The following is a 16,991-nucleotide window of genomic DNA, read 5'->3' on the forward strand; positions in this document are numbered from 1 at the left end:
CCATCGAAGAGTTTTAACTTTCAATAATGCGTGGCATATAACCTACCGGTATTTACCTAATTAAATAAATACCGATGGGCTATATAGGAAGTTATAACGAGGGACAGTCCCGAGAACTCAGGACCGAGGGGCGTAGGCAAATACATCGGCGCGCATCTGGTGCGCATCCATGCCCGCTTCGACCAGCGCGTCCAGGGTCGCGTAGATCATCGCTGGCGAGCCGCTGGCGTAGACATGCACCGCCGACAGGTCGGCAATGTCCTCGCTCACCGCCTCGTGCAGCATGCCGCAGCGCCCTTCCCAGCCACAGAGGTCGCTGACCACCTTGTGCAGGAACAGGTTGGGCAGCTTCTTCCATTCGTCCCAGTGTTCGATCTGGTAGAAGTCGTCCGGCCGGCGCACACCCCAATACAGGTGCACCGGGTATTTGAAGCCCTTGGCCCGGCAATGCTCGATCAGGCTGTGCATCTGCGCCATGCCGGTGCCGGCGGCGATCAGCACCAGCGGTCCGTCTGGCAGCTCGGCCAGGTGGGTATCGCCAAACGGCAACTCGATGCGCACATTGCCATTGCGCTGCAGCTGTTCGATCAGGCTTTGTGCACTGCTTTCGCGCACCAGTACGTGCAGCTCCAGCTCGCGCCCGGCGTGCGGCGCCGAGGCCAGGGAGAACGCCGATTTCTCGCCATTCTCCCGTTCGAGCATCAGGTACTGGCCGGCGTGATAACGCGGTGGCTTGCCGGCCGGCGCCCGCAGGCGGACCCGCCAGACATCGCCGCCGACCTCCAGACACTCGGTGACCTGACACGACAGACTGCGCACCGGCAGCTCTCCCAGCGCAAGGACGCCATCCCACAGCACGATGCAGTCTTCCAGCGGCTCTGCAATGCAAGTGTAGAACTCGCCGTGGTCGCGCACATCGCCGGCCTGCAGGACCCTGCCCTCCACCAGCAAGGCACAGCACACATGACAGTTGCCATTGCGGCAGCTTTGCGGGCATTCATAGCCCAGGCGCCGCGCCGCATCGAGAATCCGCTCGCCGGGCAGCGTCTCAAGCACCGCTCCGGAGGGCTGCAAGGTTACACGCATCAATCTATTCCTAACTGATTCCAGATGGCATCGATCCGGCGAGTCACCGCCTCATCCTTGACGATCACCCGGCCCCACTCGCGAGTGGTTTCACCGGGCCACTTATGCGTGGCATCGAGCCCCATCTTCGAACCCAGGCCGGAAACCGGCGAGGCGAAATCGAGGTAGTCGATCGGCGTGTTATCGATCATCACCGTGTCGCGCTTGGGGTCCATGCGCGTGGTGATGGCCCAGATCACGTCGTTCCAGTCGCGCGCGTTGATATCGTCGTCAGTGACGATAACGAACTTGGTGTACATGAACTGTCGCAAAAACGACCAGACACCGAGCATTACCCGCTTGGCGTGGCCGGGGTACTGCTTCTTCATGGTCACCACCGCCATGCGGTACGAGCAGCCTTCGGGCGGCAGGTAGAAGTCGGTGATTTCCGGGAACTGCTTCTGCAGGATAGGCACGAATACTTCGTTCAGCGCCACGCCGAGAATCGCCGGCTCATCCGGCGGACGACCGGTGTAGGTGCTGTGGTAGATCGGCTTGATCCGGTGGGTGATGCGCTCGACGGTGAACACCGGGAAGCTGTCGACTTCGTTGTAGTAGCCGGTGTGGTCGCCATACGGGCCTTCATCGGCCATCTCGCCCGGATGAATCACCCCTTCCAGGATGATTTCCGCGATGGCCGGCACTTGCAGGTCGTTGCCACGGCATTTCACCAGCTCGGTGCGGTTGCCCCGCAGCAGGCCGGCGAAAGCGTATTCGGAGAGGCTGTCCGGCACCGGCGTCACGGCGCCGAGGATGGTCGCCGGGTCGGCTCCCAGGGCCACGGATACCGGGAACGGCTGGCCCGGGTGCTTCTCACACCATTCGCGGTAATCCAGCGCGCCGCCACGGTGGCTCAACCAGCGCATGATCACCTTGTTGCGACCGATCACCTGCTGGCGATAGATCCCGAGGTTCTGCCGGTCCTTGTTCGGGCCCTTGGTGACGGTCAGGCCCCAGGTGATCAGCGGGCCGACATCGCCCGGCCAACAGGTCTGCACCGGCAGCATCGCCAGGTCGACGTCATCGCCTTCGATGACCACTTCCTGGCAGATCGCGTCCTTGACGACTTTCGGCGCCATGGAAATGATCTTGCGAAAGATCGGCAGCTTGGACCAGGCATCCTTCAGCCCCTTGGGCGGCTCGGGCTCCTTGAGGAAGGCCAGCAGCTTGCCGATTTCCCGCAGTTCGCTGACCGCTTCGGCGCCCATGCCCAGCGCCACGCGCTCCGGGGTGCCGAACAGGTTGCCCAGCACCGGAATGTCGTAGCCGGTGGGCTTTTCAAACAGCAGGGCCGGACCTTTGGCACGCAAGGTGCGATCGCAGACCTCGGTCATTTCCAGCACTGGGGACACCGGAACCTGGATGCGCTTGAGTTCGCCGCGCTGTTCCAGACCGCTGATAAAGTCGCGCAAGTCGCGATACTGCATGCGTGAGCCTCGTTTTGGCCGTGGCGTTCGGGGCTGGCAGTTTAGCGCCGAACCCGACTGTTCAGAACAGTGAACTGCCGTTCATCAATAATCAGATAGCAAAAAGCCGGGTTTCCCCGGCTTTTTGCGGTCCTGCTCGACTTACTTGCGTTTCATCGACAGGAAGAACTCATCGTTGGTCTTGGTCTGTTTCAGCTTGTCGACCAGGAACTCGATGGCGGCGACTTCATCCATCGGATGCAGCAGCTTGCGCAGGATCCACATGCGCTGCAGCTCGTCGTCGGCGGTCAGCAACTCTTCGCGGCGCGTGCCGGAACGGTTGATGTTGATGGCCGGGAATACACGCTTCTCGGCGATCTTGCGGTCCAGAGGCAGCTCCATGTTGCCGGTGCCCTTGAACTCTTCGTAGATCACTTCGTCCATCTTCGAGCCGGTTTCAACCAGCGCGGTGGCGATGATGGTCAGCGAGCCGCCTTCTTCGATGTTCCGCGCGGCGCCGAAGAAACGCTTCGGTTTTTCCAGGGCGTGGGCATCGACACCACCGGTCAGCACCTTGCCGGAGCTCGGGATCACGGTGTTGTAGGCACGGGCCAGGCGGGTGATGGAGTCGAGCAGGATCACCACGTCCTTCTTGTGTTCGACCAGGCGCTTGGCCTTCTCGATCACCATCTCGGCAACCTGCACGTGGCGGGTTGGCGGTTCGTCGAAGGTGGAGGCGACCACTTCGCCGCGCACGGTGCGCTGCATCTCGGTCACTTCTTCCGGACGTTCGTCGATCAGCAGCACGATCAGATGAACTTCTGGGTTGTTGCGGGTGATGTTCGACGCGATGTTCTGCAGCATGATGGTCTTGCCCGCTTTCGGCGGAGCAACGATCAGACCACGCTGGCCTTTACCGATCGGGGCGCACAGGTCGATGACACGACCGGTCAGGTCTTCGGTGGAACCGTTGCCGGCTTCCATCTTCATGCGCACGGTCGGGAACAGCGGCGTCAGGTTTTCGAACAGGATCTTGTTCTTCGCGTTCTCGGGACGATCGTAGTTGATCGTGTCGACCTTCAGCAGTGCGAAGTAACGCTCGCCTTCCTTTGGAGGGCGGATCTTGCCAACGATGGTGTCACCGGTGCGCAAGTTGAAACGACGGATCTGGCTCGGGGAGACGTAGATATCGTCTGGGCCGGCCAGATAGGAGGCGTCGGAGGAGCGAAGAAAGCCGAAGCCGTCCTGGAGGATCTCCAGCACGCCATCACCGGAGATTTCCTCGCCGCTTTTAGCGTGCTTTTTCAGCAGGGAGAAAATCACGTCCTGCTTGCGCGAACGGGCCATATTTTCTATGCCCATCTGTTCGGCCAATTCGAGCAGTTCGGTAATCGGCTTTTGCTTGAGTTCAGTCAGATTCATATAGGAATGACGTAATCATTTATGGAGGGGGGAAATTAAGCTTTTGGCTTAATGATGCCGCGCCGCGGAGAAGGCGACAGGATCGCGTACTTATTCGAAAAGGAGAGCGTCGGCGACGGCTTGCAGGGGGCAGAGGAGAAACCAGTGCGGGGCCGAATGTAACACCTGAGTTTCTGAGCGTCTAGCCCTGAATAATGAAAAAGCCCCGCTATTTACGGGGCTTTTTTGATGCGATTTACAACGACGCTTAGATGTTGGCGTCGAGGAAAGCAGCCAGTTGCGACTTGGACAGTGCGCCGACCTTGGTGGCTTCGACGTTGCCGTTCTTGAACAGCATCAGCGTCGGGATACCACGCACGCCATGCTTGGCCGGGGTTTCCTGGTTTTCGTCGATGTTCAGCTTGGCAACGGTCAGCTTGCCTTTGTAGGTTTCAGCGATTTCGTCCAGGACCGGAGCGATCATTTTGCATGGGCCGCACCACTCAGCCCAGTAGTCGACCAGTACAGCGCCTTCGGCCTTGAGTACGTCAGCCTCGAAGCTAGCGTCGCTAACGTGTTTGATAAGATCGCTGCTCATGGAAGTCTCCAGGTTGTAAGCAAAAAAACGTGGCCCATCATAGCCGCCCTTCCCGCGTTCAGGAAGCCGGAGTTGATTGACTCTCGCTATGGTGCCCGATGAATTTGGGTATAGCTCAACTGGAAACTATGCGGGGGTGACAAAGGCGATTCCGGTGCGCAACGCCGCGCCGCGCACATGCTCCTGCATGGCCTTCTGCGCCGCTCCAGAGGCATGCCGGGCCAGCCCGCGCAGGATCTTGCGGTGCTCTTGCCAGGTTTCCATGGCCCGCTCGGGCCGGATGAACGGTAGTTTCTGGCTCTCCAGGAAGATCTCGGCGCTGGTACTGAGAATACTCACCATTGCCTGATTGCCGCTGGCCTGCAGGATCTTCTGGTGAAACTCGAAGTCCAGCCGCGCCGCCGCCTCGAAATCCGCCGCCCGCAGCTCGTTGCGCATGGCCTCGACATTGTCCTGCAGCGCATCCAGCTCGTCGGCGGTCAGGGTCACGGCCGCCAGCCCCGCGGCGAAGCCTTCCAGGGCATAACGCAGCTGAAAGATATCCGTCGGCGAGGCCTGGGCCGCGAACGGCCAGCTCAGCCCCACGCCATTGACCGGCGACTCCGCGGCCTGCACGAACACGCCCTTGCCGGGCTGCACGCTGATCACGCCCAAGGCGCTCAAGGACGACAGCGCCTCGCGCAACGAGGCCCGGCTGACCCCCAATTGCACGGCCAGATCGCGCTGCGACGGCAGCGCATCGCCCGGGCCGAAGCCGCGCTCGTTGATCAATTGGCGGATGGCTTGCAGCGCCACCTCGGGTACGGCGCGGGAGATCGAGTTCATAAAATTCAGGCTGGCCGGTCCAGGAAAAAGCTAGTTGTAAAGCTATTCGCCGAGCCCGGCAAGTCGTGCCCCAAGGGGGTTCGGGCGCATCGCCGGACGCTCGATAAGGGGGCAGAAACGCCAACAACTGTTCAGACCAGTAAGACCGAACAAAACCAGCAAAACCCAGCACTCCAGGGCTTTTACCGGCGCTTGGCACGGCCTGTGCTGTGTCGCTGCGCAGAAATCACTTCCCGTGAATCCGGAGATTTGCCATGACCAAGCGTTTCAGCGCCCTGCTCTCTGCCCTGTTTGCCAGTCTGATGCTGAGTCAGATGCCCGCCCACGCCAACGGCCTGGACGATGTCGTCGCCCGTGGCACCCTCAAGGTGGCCGTGCCCCAGGATTTCCCGCCGTTCGGCTCGGTCGGTCCGGACATGAAACCCCGCGGCCTGGATATCGACACCGCGAAACTGCTGGCCGACCAGCTCAAGGTCAAGCTCGAACTGACGCCGGTCAACAGCACCAACCGCATTCCGTTCCTGACCACCGGCAAGGTCGACCTGGTGATCTCCAGCCTCGGCAAGAATCCGGAGCGCGAGAAGGTCATCGACTTCTCCCAGGCCTACGCACCCTTCTACCTGGCGGTATTCGGCCCACCCGAGGCGCCAATCGCCACCCTCGACGACCTCAAGGGCAAGACCATCAGCGTCACCCGTGGCGCCATCGAAGACATCGAGCTGACCGCCGTGGCCCCGCAAGGCGTGACCATCAAGCGCTTCGAGGACAACAACTCGACCATCGCCGCCTACCTGGCCGGCCAGGTCGACCTGATCGCCAGCGGCAACGTGGTGATGGTCGCCATCAGCGAGCGCAACCCGAAACGCATCCCGGCGATGAAGGTCAAGCTCAAGGATTCCCCGGTCTATGTCGGCGTGAACAAGAACCAGCCGGAGCTGCTGGACAAGGTCAACCAGATCCTCACCACCGCCAAGGCCGACGGCAGCCTGGAAAAGAACGCCCAGCTGTGGCTCAAGCAGCCGTTGCCGGCTGGCCTCTGATCGCGGTCGCGGAGGTTATCCATGGCTTATCAGTTCGACTTTCTACCGGTGCTGGAAAACACCGGCCTGCTGCTGCGCGGCGCCCTGTTCACCCTTGAGCTGACCGCCATCGGCGCGCTGCTCGGGGTCGGCCTGGGCATCGTCGGCGCGGTGGTGCGGGCCTGGAAGATCCAGCCCTTCTCGGCCCTCTTCGGCGTCTACGTCGAGCTGATCCGCAACACCCCGTTCCTGGTGCAGCTGTTCTTCATCTTCTTTGGCCTGCCGTCCCTGGGGCTGCAGATTTCCGAGTGGCAGGCGGCAGTGCTGGCAATGGTGATCAACCTGGGCGCGTACTCCACGGAAATCATCCGCGCCGGCATCCAGGCCATCCCCCGCGGCCAGCTGGAAGCCGCGGCGGCCCTGGCCATGACCCGCCTGGAAGCCTTCCGCCACGTGGTGTTGCTGCCGGCGCTGGGCAAGGTGTGGCCGGCCCTGAGCAGCCAGATCATCATCGTCATGCTCGGTTCGGCGGTGTGTTCGCAGATCGCTACCGAGGAGCTGAGCTTCGCCGCCAACTTCATTCAGTCGCGCAACTTCCGCGCCTTTGAAACCTACGCCCTGACCACGCTGATCTACCTGTGCATGGCCCTGCTGATCCGGCAGCTGCTGAACTGGGTCGGGCGCCGCTATATCGCGAGGAGCAGCCAATGAGTGATTTCAGCTTCTGGGACATCGTGCGCAACCTGCTGACCGGCCTGCAATGGACCCTGCTGCTGTCGCTGGTGGCCTTTATCGGCGGCGGGTTGATCGGCTTGCTGATCATGACCCTGCGCATTTCCAAGAAGGCTTTCCCCAGCCATTTCGCCCGCCTGTATATCGAGCTGTTCCAGGGCACGCCGCTGTTGATGCAGCTGTTCCTGGTGTTCTTCGGCATCGCCCTGCTGGGTGTGGATATCTCGCCCTGGCTGGCGGCGGCCATCGCCCTGACGCTGTTCACCAGCGCCTACCTGGCGGAGATCTGGCGCGGCTGCGTCGACTCGATCCCCAACGGCCAGTGGGAAGCCTCCTCCAGCCTGGCGCTCAACCCTTATGAACAGCTGCGCCATGTGATCCTGCCACAAGCTCTGCGGATCGCCGTGGCGCCCACCGTGGGCTTTTCGGTGCAGGTGGTCAAAGGCACCGCGGTGACCTCGATCATCGGCTTCACCGAGCTGACCAAGACCGGTGGCATGCTCGCCAACGCCACCTTCGAGCCCTTCATGGTCTACGGCCTGGTGGCGCTCGGTTACTTCTTGCTGTGCTACCCCCTGTCCCTCAGTGCGCGCTACCTGGAAAGGAGACTGCATGCCTCTGCTTAGAATTTCCGCCCTGCATAAATATTACGGCGACCATCATGTGCTCAAGGGCATCGACCTCAGTATCGAGGAAGGCCAGGTGGTGGCGATCATCGGCCGCAGCGGCTCGGGCAAGAGCACTTTGCTGCGCACCCTCAACGGCCTGGAGTCGATCAACGACGGGGTCATCGAAGTCGACGGCGAATACCTCGACGCCGCCCGCGCCGACCTGCGCAGCCTGCGGCAGAAGGTCGGCATGGTGTTCCAGCAGTTCAACCTGTTCCCACACCTGACCGTCGGCGAGAACGTCATGCTCGCGCCGCAAGTGGTGCAAAAGGTGCCCAAGGCCAAGGCCGCCGAACTGGCGCGCGAGATGCTGAAACGGGTCGGCCTGGAGGAGAAGTTCGACGCTTTCCCCGACCGCCTGTCCGGCGGCCAGCAGCAGCGGGTGGCGATTGCCCGGGCCCTGGCCATGTCGCCTAAGGTGCTGCTGTGCGACGAGATCACCTCGGCCCTCGACCCGGAACTGGTCAACGAAGTCCTGAGCGTGGTGCGCCAGCTGGCCAAGGACGGCATGACCCTGATCATGGTGACCCACGAGATGCGTTTTGCCCGGGAAGTGGGCGACAAGCTGGTGTTCATGCACCAGGGCAAGGTGCATGAAGTGGGCGACCCGAAAGTGCTGTTCGCCAACCCGCAGACGCCGGAGCTGGCGAACTTCATCGGGACCAACGAAAGCGCTTGATGCTGACTGGAGCCGCTGCCGCAGGCTGAGATAAGGCCCGCAGGGCCTTCCTGGGCCTTCAAGAACAGCGCCTGCTGCGCAGTCGGTCGCAGCCTGCGGCAGCGGCTACAGGAGCTACAGGAGCTGTGGCGCAAGGATTCATGCGTTGAATCAACGCATTGGACACTGCGCGTTGGCGCGAGCGATTGATCGTGGCAGGATGGCAAGGTTATCGACCGAGACCCCCAAACCATGCCGCAAACCCAAGCCAAGAATCTGTCCCTGATCGCCGCCATCGACCTGGGCTCCAACAGCTTTCACATGGTCGTGGCCAAGGCTCACCATAATGAAATCCGCATTCTCGAGCGGCTCGGTGAAAAGGTGCAGTTGGCCGCCGGGATCGACGAAGACCGTCAACTCAACGAAGAATCCATGCAGCGCGGGCTCGATTGCCTGAAGCGCTTCGCCCAACTGATCAACGGCATGCCCTTGGGCGCGGTGCGCATCGTCGGCACCAACGCCCTGCGCGAAGCCCGCAACCGCGGCGAATTCATCCGCCGCGCCGAGGAGATCCTCGGCCACCCGGTGGAAGTCATCTCCGGTCGTGAAGAAGCCCGCCTCATCTACCTGGGCGTGTCCCATACCCTCGCCGACACCCCGGGCAAACGCCTGGTCGCCGACATCGGCGGCGGCAGTACCGAATTCATCATCGGCCAGCGCTTCGAGCCGCTGCTGCGCGAAAGCCTGCAGATGGGCTGCGTCAGCTTCACCCAGCGCTATTTCCGCGACGGCAAGATCACCCCGGCGCGCTACGCCCAGGCCTACACCGCGGCGCGCCTGGAAATCATGAGCATCGAACACGCCCTGCATCGCCTGACCTGGGATGAAGCCATCGGCTCCTCGGGCACCATCCGCGCCATCGGCCTGGCGCTCAAGGCCGGCGGCCACGGCAGCGGTGAAGTCAACGCCGAAGGCCTGGCCTGGCTCAAGCGCCGGCTGTTCAAGCTGGGCGACGTAGAGAAAATCGACTTCGAAGGCATCAAGCCGGATCGCCGGGCGATCTTCCCGGCCGGCCTGGCGATTCTCGAAGCCATCTTCGACGCCCTCGAACTGCAGCGCATGGACCATTGCGAAGGCGCCCTGCGCGAAGGCGTGCTCTACGACCTGCTGGGCCGCCATCACCACGAAGACGTGCGCGAGCGCACCCTTGGCTCGCTGATGGAGCGTTATCACGTCGACCTGGAACAGGCTGCCCGGGTCGAGCGCAAGGCGCTCCACGCCTTCGACCAGGTGGCCGAGGACTGGGACCTGGAGGACGGCGTCTGGCGCGAACTGTTGGGCTGGGCCGCCAAGGTCCATGAAGTGGGCCTGGACATCGCCCACTACCATTACCACAAGCATGGCGCCTACCTGATCGAGCACTCGGACCTTGCCGGCTTCTCCCGCGAAGACCAGCAAATGCTCGCGCTACTGGTACGCGGTCACCGCCGCAACATTCCCAAGGACAAGTTCGCCGAATTCGGCGAGGAAGGCAGCAAGCTGATTCGCCTGTGCGTGCTGCTGCGTTTCGCCATCCTGTTCCACCACATCCGCGGCACCCAGGAAATGCCCCAGGTAAAGCTGCACGCCGCCGGCGACAGCCTGGAGGTGATGTTCCCGGCAAACTGGCTGGACGAGAACCAGCTGACCCAGGCCGACTTCGCCCTGGAAGCGGAATGGCTGACCCGGGTCGGCATCACCCTCAACGTGCACTGATCTCTGCGTAGGAGCCGGCTTGCCGGCGAAGAGGCCCTCGAGCCCTGCATCAGCCTTGAGGACGCCTCGCCGGCAAGCCGGCTCCTACAATCCCCAGCCAAGCGATATAACAACAAAAAGGCCAGCCCGATGTTCGGGCTGGCCTTTTTGTTGGCGGCACCTGAGGTGCTCAGCGCACCGCCAGCACCGGGTTGCTCAGGCGCTCCAGCAATGTGGCCTGGGCGCTGCGCGGGTTCTGGTTGCCGGTCGGCGTGTTGCGGATGTAGCGACCGTCCGACTGCAGGCTCCAGCTGTGGGTGTTATCGGTGAGATAACTTTCCAGCTCCTTCTTGACCCGCAGGATCAGCTTCTTGCCCTCGACCGGGAAGCAGGTCTCGACACGCTTGTCGAGGTTGCGCTCCATCCAGTCGGCGCTGGACAGGAACATCTGCTCCTCGCCGCCATTGAGGAAATAGAACACCCGGGTGTGCTCCAGGAAGCGACCGATGATCGAACGCACATGGATGTTGTGCGACACGCCGGCGATCCCCGGACGCAGGCAGCACATGCCCCGCACCACCAGGTCGATACGCACGCCCGACTGGCTGGCCTTGTACAGCGCGCGGATGATCTTCGGATCGGTCAGCGAGTTGAACTTGGCGATGATGTGCGCCGGCTTGCCGTCCAGGGCGAACTGGGTCTCCCGGGCGATCATGTCGAGCATGCCCTTCTTCAGGGTGAAGGGCGCATGCAGCAGCTTCTTCATGCGCAGGGTCTTGCCCATGCCGATCAACTGGCTGAAGAGCTTGCCGACGTCTTCGCACAAGGCATCGTCGGACGTCAGCAGACTGTAGTCGGTGTACAGGCGGGCGTTGCCGGCGTGGTAGTTGCCGGTGCCCAGGTGGGCATAGCGCACGATCTCACCGGATTCGCGACGCAGGATCAGCATCATCTTGGCGTGGGTCTTGAAGCCGACCACGCCGTAGATCACCACCGCGCCGGCCGCTTGCAGGCGGCTGGCCAGTTGCAGGTTGGACTCTTCGTCGAAACGCGCGCGCAGCTCGATCACCGCGGTGACTTCCTTGCCGTTACGCGCCGCGTCCACCAGCGCATCGACGATTTCCGAGTTGGCGCCGCTGCGGTACAGGGTCTGGCGCACCGCCAGCACGTGCGGGTCCTTGGCCGCCTGGCGCAGCAGGTCGACCACCGGAGTGAAGGACTCGAACGGGTGCAGCAGCAGGATGTCCTGCTTGCTGATCACGCTGAAGATGTTCTCGCTGTTCTGCAGCAGCTTGGGAATCTGCGGGGTGAACGGCGTGTATTGCAGCTCCGGATGGCTGTCCAGGCCGGTGATGCTGAACAGGCGCGTCAGGTTCACCGGACCGTTGACCTGGTACAGCTCGGTCTCGCTCAGGTTGAACTGCTTGAGCAGGTAGTCGGACAGATGTTTCGGGCAGGTGTCGGCCACTTCCAGACGCACCGCATCGCCGTAACGACGGGAGAACAGCTCGCCGCGCAGGGCGCGGGCCAGGTCTTCGACGTCCTCGGTGTCCACCGCCAGGTCGGCGTTGCGGGTCAGGCGGAACTGATAGCAGCCCTTTACCTTCATGCCCTGGAACAGGTCATCGGCGTGGGCGTGGATCATCGACGAGAGGAATACATAGTTGTCGCCAGGGCCGCCGACTTCTTCCGGCACCTTGATGATCCGCGGCAGCAGGCGCGGCGCCGGGATGATCGCCAGGCCGGAGTCGCGGCCGAAGGCGTCGATCCCTTCGAGCTCGACGATGAAGTTCAGGCTCTTGTTCACCAGCAGCGGGAACGGGTGGGTCGGGTCGAGGCCGATCGGGGTGATGATCGGCGCGATCTCGTCGCGGAAGTAGCGACGGACCCAGGTCTTGAGCTTGGTGGTCCAGTAACGGCGACGGATGAAGCGGACCTGATGTTTCTCCAGCTCCGGCAACAGAATGTCGTTGAGGATCGCGTACTGGCGGTCGACGTGACCGTGCACCAGGTCGCTGATGCGCGCCAGGGCCTGGTGCGGTTGCAGGCCATCGGCACCGGCCTGTTCACGGGCGAAGGTAATCTGCTTCTTCAGGCCGGCGACGCGGATCTCGAAGAACTCGTCCAGGTTGCTGGAGAAGATCAGCAGGAACTTCAGGCGCTCCAGCAACGGGTAGGACTCGTCCAGCGCCTGTTCCAGCACGCGGATGTTGAACTGCAGTTGCGACAGCTCGCGATGGATATACAGGCTGCTGTCATCCAGGCTCGGGATGACCAGGGTCGGCATCGCCACATGCGGCGCGTCCGCTTGCACCGGCGGGGCTTCCAGCTCCGGTGGTGTTTCAACAACCTGCTCGACCACGGGTTGAGCTTCTTTTACGGCAACTTCAGTGAGTCCTTCGGTATTCATCGCGTGTTCCTGGGAGGGCTATTTTTGCTCTCGTAACAATTGAGCAGCACGAACGGCAAAGTAAGTCAGGATGCCATCGGCACCCGCGCGTTTAAAGGCGGTCAAGGACTCGAGGATAACCCCTTCGCTCAACCAGCCATTCTGGATCGCCGCCATGTGCATGGCGTATTCGCCGCTGACCTGATAGACAAAGGTCGGCACCTTGAATTCATCCTTGACCCGCAAAAGGATGTCCAAGTACGGCATGCCCGGCTTGACCATGACCATGTCTGCGCCTTCGGCGAGGTCGGCGGCCACTTCATGCAGGGCTTCGTGGCTGTTGGCCGGGTCCATCTGGTAGGAGGCCTTGTTGGCCTTGCCCAGGTTCAGCGCCGAGCCGACCGCGTCGCGGAACGGGCCGTAATAGGCGCTGGCGTACTTGGCCGAATAGGCCATGATCCGCACGTTGACGTGCCCGGCCAGCTCCAGGGCTTCGCGGATCGCCTGGATGCGACCGTCCATCATGTCCGAAGGCGCGACCACCTGGGCGCCGGCTTCGGCATGGGACAGGGCTTGCTTGACCAGCGCGTCGACGGTGATGTCGTTCTGCACATAGCCTTCTTCGTCGAGGATGCCGTCCTGGCCGTGAGTGGTGAACGGGTCGAGCGCCACGTCGGTGATCACCCCCAGCTCAGGGAAACGTTCACGCAGCGCGCGGGTGGCGCGCTGGGCAATGCCGTTCGGGTTCCAGGCTTCGGCGGCGTCCAGCGACTTGAGCTCCGCCGGGGTCACCGGGAACAACGCCAGCGCGGGAATCCCCAGCTCGACCCACTGCGCCGCTTCCTCCAGCAGAAGGTCGATGGTCAGGCGTTCGACGCCCGGCATCGAGGCCACCGCTTCCCGGCGATTCTCACCGTCGAGCACGAATACCGGCAGGATCAGGTCATCGGTGGTCAGGACGTTTTCACGAACCAGGCGACGAGAAAAATCATCACGACGATTGCGACGCAGGCGGGTGGCAGGAAACAAACGGTTGGCTGGGGTAAAGCTCACGACAGACTCCTGAGCCCGCGCAGGCGGGCGAGCGTGACAGTTATAAGCGCCCATTATGACGAACGGATGACAGTTGTGCTTAACCCTGTGACCGGTAGTCGCAGCTATTGTCCAGCCAGCATTTGTTCACGTCGAGACACATTTGGATACTTTCCTCCATGGGCTCGAAGGGTTAGGCTGCGCGTTCATTTCGCCAGCATCCAGACAATGCTCCAACAATTTCTTCAGGAATTCGGCTACTTCGCCCTCTTTCTCGGCACATTCTTCGAAGGCGAGACCATCCTGGTTCTGGCCGGCTTTCTCGCGTTTCGCGGATACATGGATATCAACCTGGTGGTGGTCGTGGCCTTCTTCGGCAGCTATGCCGGCGACCAGCTGTGGTACTTCCTGGGACGCAAGCACGGGCGCAAGCTCCTGGCGCGCAAGCCGCGCTGGCAATTGATGGGCGATCGGGCGCTGGAGCATATCCGCAAGCATCCGGACATCTGGGTGCTGAGCTTCCGCTTCGTCTACGGCCTGCGCACCGTGATGCCGGTGGCCATCGGCCTGTCGGGGTATCCGCCGGGACGTTATCTGTTGCTCAACGGCATTGGCGCGGCGATCTGGGCCGCCGCCCTGGCCGCCGCGGCCTATCACTTCGGCGCCGTGCTCGAAGGCATGCTGGGCAGCATCAAGAAATACGAACTGTGGGTGCTCGGCGCCTTGCTGGTCCTGGGCTTTGCCCTGTGGCTGCGCCGCCGCTTCAAGAATGCGCGGCTGGCCAAGGCGATCTACGAAGCCGAACAGGTCAAGCAGAACGAGCAGAACGATTGCTGCAAGTCTAAGACGCCAGTCGAGTAAGGCGGCCCCGACAGCAGTAAAGCGCAATGCCACTGAGCAGGCTGTAACTGATCAGGCCGACCCAGCCCAAGGCGCTGGCCGGCCACAGCCCGACCAGGGGCGCCAGCCACACCAGCGGCAGGTTCGACGCCAGCCGCAGCAACTCCATCTTCAGCGCCCACGGGCGATTCTCCAGCGCCACCCCCAGCACGAACAGACCGAAGGCCATGGCGCTCCAGCCCAGCACCAGGGCCGCGACCGGCAGGTTGTCGCCCAGGTTCATCAGGTAGCTGCCAAAGGCGGCGTACACCGCGAACTGCAACACCACATAAGCCTGCTGCCGGGCATCCAGCGGCACCTCGAACTTGCGGAACTGGCTCAGGTCCGGCTTGCGCAGCGGGTATTTGGCCGCCACATCCGCCGGGCGCCAGCCGGTACGCATGAACCAAATCCGCAGCTTGTCCCAAACGCGCTCGGTACGCCGCGCATCGTCCAGCAACTGGGCATAGAACTGCAGGTTGGCCCACACCGGGTTCCAGCTGGCCAGGGGCGTGGTGACGCCGAAGATCACTGGTTCGTTGTCGTCTTCTTCCTGGAAGGTGCCGAACAGCCGATCCCAAATAATGAACACGCCGCCGTAGTTGCGATCCATGTAGAGAGCGTTCTGTGCATGGTGGGCCCGATGATTGGACGGCGAGACGAAAAACCATTCGAACCAGCCGAGCTTGGGAATGTGCCGGGTGTGCACCCAGAACTGATACAGCAGGTTCAACGCCCCCACGCTGACAAACACCAGCAGCGGCACCCCCAGCACGGCCATCGGCAGGTAGAAGATCCAGCTCAGCAGGAAGCCGGTGCTGGTCTGGCGCAATGCCGTGGAGAGGTTGTAGTCCTCGCTCTGGTGATGCACCGAATGCGCCGCCCAGAGAATGTTGCGCTCATGGCCCATGCGGTGCAGCCAGTAGTAGCAGAAGTCGTAGAGGACAAAGGCGAACACCCAGACCCAGGCGCTCTCGGCCGACAGGCTGAAGAGCCCCAGGTGTTCCAGGGCAAAGGCGTAGGTCACCAGGCCGACCCCCTTGGTCAACAGCCCGGTGGTGGTCGACAAGGCCCCGGTGCTGAGACTGTTGATGGCGTCCGCGACCCGATAGTTGTTCACCCCCCGCCAGCGGTCGACCAGCAGCTCGAGGGCGATCAGCACAAAGAAGAACGGCACCGCATAAAGAATGAAATTCATGACACGACCTGATCGGAATCCTGATCGAAGATTAGGTCGGGCGGCGGGATAACCCTATGGCAACGGGCGACAAATTAGTGGACATTTAACGCCATGAATCTGGAGAAAAAACCATGAGCAAAAAAGTTGCAGTGATCCTTTCCGGCTGTGGCGTCTACGACGGTGCCGAGATCCATGAAAGCGTCATCACCCTGCTGCGCCTGGACCAGCGTGGCGCCCAGGTGCAGTGCTTCGCCCCGAACATCGCCCAGCTGCATGTGATCAACCACCTGACCGGCGCAGAGATGCCCGAGTCGCGCAATGTCCTGGTGGAATCGGCGCGCATCGCCCGTGGCCAGGTGAAAGACATTCGTGAGGCCGACGCCGAAGACTTCGACGCACTGATCGTGCCCGGCGGCTTTGGCGCGGCGAAAAACCTTTCCAACTTCGCCGTGGAAGGGGCCGGCTGCACGGTCCAGCCGGATGTCCTGGCGCTGACCGAAGCCTTCGCCGAAGCCGGCAAGCCGGTGGGCCTGATCTGCATCTCGCCGGCCTTGGCGGCGAAGATCTACGGCCCGGGCGTCACCTGCACCATTGGCAACGACGCCGACACCGCGGCTGCCGTCAGCAAGATGGGCGCGACCCACGCCGAGTGCGCCGTCGGCGACATCATCGAGGACAAGGCGCGCAAGCTGGTCAGCACCCCGGCCTACATGCTCGCGCAGTCCATCAGCGAAGCGGCGGCCGGGATCAATAAGCTGGTGGATCGGGTGCTGGAACTGACCCACGAAAACGACGAGTAACCCAAAAGCCGTGGCGAGCCGGCAAGCGCCCTCGCCTCGCGGGAATCGTCAGGCCTGGCGCGCCAGCCGCGTCAGGATGCGGTCCAGGGCGTTGGCGAAGGCCTGTTTCTCGCGGTCCCCATAAGCGCCTGGCCCACCACCGACCTGCCCCTGCTCGCGCAGATCGGTAAACAGGTTACGCACCGCCAGCCGCTCGCCCATGTTCTGCGCATCGAATTCCTTGCCCCGCGGGTCGAGGGCGGCGACGCCTTTCTTCACCAGGCGGTCGGCCAGGGGCACGTCGCTGCAGATCACCAGATCGCCCGGCACCGCGTGTTCCACCAGGTAATCGTCGGCCGCATCCGGGCCGCTGGGCACCACGATCAGCTTGACGCAGGCAAAGGCCGGCTTGATCTGCGGTTGCCCCGCCACCAGCACCAACTCGAACTGACGCTTGAGGGCAAACCTCACCACCTGATCCTTCGCCACCTTGGGGCAGGCGTCGGCATCGATCCACACACGCATTGCGTTATTCCTCTAAAAGCATCGCGGGCAAGCCGCGCGCC

16 protein-coding genes are annotated in these 16,991 nt (G+C 62.5%); 7 read left to right on the top strand and 9 right to left on the bottom strand.

Annotated elements, in window-relative coordinates; genetic code table 11:
* Positions 1 to 117 precede the first annotated feature (117 nt).
* The 5 genes from PVZ78_RS19595 to PVZ78_RS19615 all read right to left on the bottom strand — a co-directional run bounded on the left by PVZ78_RS19595 (position 118) and on the right by PVZ78_RS19615 (position 5,355).
* The gene (locus tag PVZ78_RS19595; protein ID WP_053270162.1) at positions 118 to 1,086 is read right to left on the bottom strand and encodes a CDP-6-deoxy-delta-3,4-glucoseen reductase; all 969 of its coding nucleotides are present in this window, start codon (positions 1,084 to 1,086) and stop codon (positions 118 to 120) included.
* Positions 1,086 to 2,552, bottom strand: coding sequence for a 4-hydroxy-3-polyprenylbenzoate decarboxylase (ubiD, locus tag PVZ78_RS19600; RefSeq protein WP_273829099.1), 1,467 nt, complete (start codon positions 2,550 to 2,552; stop codon positions 1,086 to 1,088). Before ubiD ends, PVZ78_RS19595 begins: the two co-directional genes overlap by 1 nt.
* Positions 2,553 to 2,693: 141 nt before the next feature.
* The gene (rho, locus tag PVZ78_RS19605; RefSeq protein ID WP_007926725.1) at positions 2,694 to 3,953 is read right to left on the bottom strand and encodes a transcription termination factor Rho; all 1,260 of its coding nucleotides are present in this window, start codon (positions 3,951 to 3,953) and stop codon (positions 2,694 to 2,696) included.
* Between the two features lie 247 nt (positions 3,954 to 4,200).
* The gene (gene trxA, locus PVZ78_RS19610) at positions 4,201 to 4,530 is read right to left on the bottom strand and encodes a thioredoxin TrxA (RefSeq protein WP_003206727.1); all 330 of its coding nucleotides are present in this window, start codon (positions 4,528 to 4,530) and stop codon (positions 4,201 to 4,203) included.
* Between the two features lie 126 nt (positions 4,531 to 4,656).
* Positions 4,657 to 5,355 (bottom strand): FadR/GntR family transcriptional regulator, encoded by a 699-nt coding sequence (locus PVZ78_RS19615; protein ID WP_009051417.1) that lies wholly within the window; start codon positions 5,353 to 5,355, stop codon positions 4,657 to 4,659.
* 254 nt (positions 5,356 to 5,609) lie between these two features.
* Between PVZ78_RS19615 and PVZ78_RS19620 the strand changes: the two genes are divergently transcribed.
* From PVZ78_RS19620 to ppx, 5 genes are all read left to right on the top strand, one after another.
* Positions 5,610 to 6,395, top strand: coding sequence for a transporter substrate-binding domain-containing protein (locus PVZ78_RS19620; RefSeq protein ID WP_028683681.1), 786 nt, complete (start codon positions 5,610 to 5,612; stop codon positions 6,393 to 6,395).
* Between the two features lie 21 nt (positions 6,396 to 6,416).
* The gene (locus tag PVZ78_RS19625; protein WP_007926722.1) at positions 6,417 to 7,085 is read left to right on the top strand and encodes an amino acid ABC transporter permease; all 669 of its coding nucleotides are present in this window, start codon (positions 6,417 to 6,419) and stop codon (positions 7,083 to 7,085) included.
* The gene (locus PVZ78_RS19630; RefSeq protein ID WP_101283902.1) at positions 7,082 to 7,732 is read left to right on the top strand and encodes an amino acid ABC transporter permease; all 651 of its coding nucleotides are present in this window, start codon (positions 7,082 to 7,084) and stop codon (positions 7,730 to 7,732) included. Before PVZ78_RS19625 ends, PVZ78_RS19630 begins: the two co-directional genes overlap by 4 nt.
* A complete protein-coding gene (locus tag PVZ78_RS19635; RefSeq protein WP_009051420.1) occupies positions 7,719 to 8,453 on the top strand; it encodes an amino acid ABC transporter ATP-binding protein in 735 nt (244 codons plus the stop codon). The genes PVZ78_RS19630 and PVZ78_RS19635 overlap by 14 nt, the downstream gene beginning before the upstream one ends.
* Before the next feature lie 231 nt (positions 8,454 to 8,684).
* Positions 8,685 to 10,187, top strand: a complete 1,503-nt coding sequence (gene ppx, locus PVZ78_RS19640; protein ID WP_009051421.1) for an exopolyphosphatase — start codon at positions 8,685 to 8,687, stop codon at positions 10,185 to 10,187.
* Between the two features lie 169 nt (positions 10,188 to 10,356).
* Here the strand turns inward: ppx and ppk1 are convergent, their stop codons facing one another.
* Together ppk1 and hemB are read right to left on the bottom strand one after the other, a co-directional pair.
* Positions 10,357 to 12,576 (bottom strand): polyphosphate kinase 1, encoded by a 2,220-nt coding sequence (gene ppk1, locus PVZ78_RS19645; RefSeq protein WP_009051422.1) that lies wholly within the window; start codon positions 12,574 to 12,576, stop codon positions 10,357 to 10,359.
* An 18-nt stretch (positions 12,577 to 12,594) separates the two neighbouring features.
* Complete coding sequence (gene hemB, locus PVZ78_RS19650) at positions 12,595 to 13,608, bottom strand: porphobilinogen synthase (protein ID WP_009051423.1); 1,014 nt, start codon at positions 13,606 to 13,608, stop codon at positions 12,595 to 12,597.
* Positions 13,609 to 13,815: 207 nt separating this feature from the next.
* On the opposite strand from hemB, the gene PVZ78_RS19655 reads away from it, so the two are divergent.
* Entirely contained in the window at positions 13,816 to 14,448 is a 633-nt protein-coding gene (locus PVZ78_RS19655; RefSeq protein ID WP_009051424.1) for a DedA family protein, read from the top strand.
* On the opposite strand, the gene PVZ78_RS19660 is transcribed toward PVZ78_RS19655, so the two are convergent.
* Entirely contained in the window at positions 14,429 to 15,664 is a 1,236-nt protein-coding gene (locus PVZ78_RS19660; protein ID WP_273829100.1) for a sterol desaturase family protein, read from the bottom strand. The two genes, PVZ78_RS19655 and PVZ78_RS19660, sit on opposite strands and share 20 nt — an antisense overlap.
* Before the next feature lie 113 nt (positions 15,665 to 15,777).
* Here PVZ78_RS19660 and elbB point away from each other — a divergent pair, with 113 nt between their 5' ends.
* A complete protein-coding gene (gene elbB / locus PVZ78_RS19665; protein ID WP_009051426.1) occupies positions 15,778 to 16,446 on the top strand; it encodes an isoprenoid biosynthesis glyoxalase ElbB in 669 nt (222 codons plus the stop codon).
* A 48-nt stretch (positions 16,447 to 16,494) separates the two neighbouring features.
* Here the strand turns inward: elbB and PVZ78_RS19670 are convergent, their stop codons facing one another.
* A complete protein-coding gene (locus PVZ78_RS19670) occupies positions 16,495 to 16,950 on the bottom strand; it encodes a YaiI/YqxD family protein (RefSeq protein ID WP_273829101.1) in 456 nt (151 codons plus the stop codon).
* Between the last annotated feature and the right edge of the window lie 41 nt (positions 16,951 to 16,991).

Source organism: Pseudomonas sp. SBT1-2 (assembly GCF_028640875.1).
Taxonomy (GTDB): Bacteria; Pseudomonadota; Gammaproteobacteria; order Pseudomonadales; family Pseudomonadaceae; genus Aquipseudomonas; species Aquipseudomonas chlororaphis_I.